Annotated in this window: 1 protein-coding gene; it reads left to right on the forward strand. The window is 54.0% G+C overall.

All coding sequences use genetic code 11. The features are described from left to right. Positions 1-362 precede the first annotated feature (362 nt). Positions 363-1,646, forward strand: a complete 1,284-nt coding sequence (locus tag HMPREF3066_RS04435; RefSeq protein ID WP_321178905.1) for a tetratricopeptide repeat protein — start codon at positions 363-365, stop codon at positions 1,644-1,646. Positions 1,647-1,679: the final 33 nt, after the last annotated feature.

A 1,679-nucleotide genomic window follows, 5' to 3' on the forward strand; every position in this document is an offset into this window, starting at 1 on the left:
GGGATGTGTCCAACTTTTGGGGTGCAGTTCAAGCCTTAAACCCATTCTTTCAGACGACCTTTTTATATTTTGAAAGTCTGTGTAGCGCGCTTACGTCAGTCATACACCCTCCCGAAATCTACGCATCTCCTGCCAAATGCTACCGTATCAATGCGGCAAACCGACAAAAATACCGGTTCCAAATTTCAAGATTCTGAACAAACGCTGACACACAATTACAGAAAACAGTATAATACACTACTCAAAATGCCTATTCCGATGCCATGACCATCATTCCCAAACGATTATCGCTGCAAGATATCGTCCCGACAGAACCCCCTTTCGAGGGCAATCTTCGGGACTTTTTGCCTTTGCGGCAAATCATGGAAGACGGGGACGAAAAAGCAGTATACCGTATGTGCGGCATGCTGCTTGGCGGCAAGGAAAACCGTAGGGTATTATCAGGCATAGAATACATCGCATCCGGAGGGTTTCCGGATAAGGCATACAGGTTGCTGCATTGGAGCGACCGTTTCGGGCTGGCTGCCGACAAACTGCTGGCTGCCTACGCAGATTTCGGCGAACGCGGGTTCTCAGCGGCGCAAACCGCACTGATGCGTTATTACGCAGAACGCAACGACCTGCAATTTCTCTATTGGGCACAATGCGCCGCCCCGCAATCCCCTGAAGCGCAATACCTTATCGCGCGGCAGTATGCCTTGGCGGATAATTGGGAAAAGGCGCTAAATTGGTACAACCAGGCAGCCTCCCAGGGCTGGTCGCAGGCATGCCTGCAATTAGGGAAATCCTTCCTTTACGGCTGCGGCGTTTCTGCCGATTCTGCGCAGGCAGAAGTCTATTTGGAATATGCCGCCGAACACGGCTGGGTCGAAGCACAAATCCTGCTGGCAGATTTATTGGCTGCAAAAGGAAACCAAGACGCCCTGTCTTGGTACAGGCTTGCCGCCGTTCAGGGCAATGCGGCGGCGCAAACCGCCCTGGCACGGCAATATCTGACCGGCAAGCTGACCGACCGCGACCCGTTACAGGCATTCAAATACGCCAGAACCGCCGCAGACAGGCAGTTTCCGGACGCGTTATGCCTGATGGGCGACCTCTGCCGCTACGGACTGGGCATACGCCCCGACTTATCCGCCGCGCAACAATACTACCGCCACGCCGCCGCATTGGGCAGCATGGCCGCCGTACAGAAGCTGCTCAGCGAGGCCGCCCTGCACCAACCCGAACATTACGAAAAACTCAAATCCGAAGCCTTGCAGCGTCAGGAAACCGAGCAGCTTTGCCGCTCTGCCGCCGCCTGCCTTGACGGCATCGGACAAAAAAAAGACTACGCCCGCGCACGACGGCTTTATCTGGAAGCCGCCGTCTGCAACCATGCCGATGCAGCAGCCGGTTTAGGCAAAATCTATTATTACGGTCTGGGCATTCCTGCCGATGCCGGTTCGGCGGCGTACTGGTTCGGCATAGCGGCGGAACAAAACCATCCTGAAGCGCAATATTATTCGGCATTCCTTCTCTACCACGGACAAGGTACTGCCATGAATGTTCCCGCCGCCTACGATTACCTTCAGACGGCAGCAGACAACGGATATGGCAACCCGCAGGAACTCAGGGCAATATTGGAGCAATGGCAGTGCGAACGTTGAAGATATAGTGGATTAACTTTAAATCAGGACAAG

It is taken from the genome of Neisseria sp. HMSC03D10 (genome assembly GCF_001807625.1).
GTDB lineage: Bacteria > Pseudomonadota > Gammaproteobacteria > Burkholderiales > Neisseriaceae > Neisseria > Neisseria mucosa.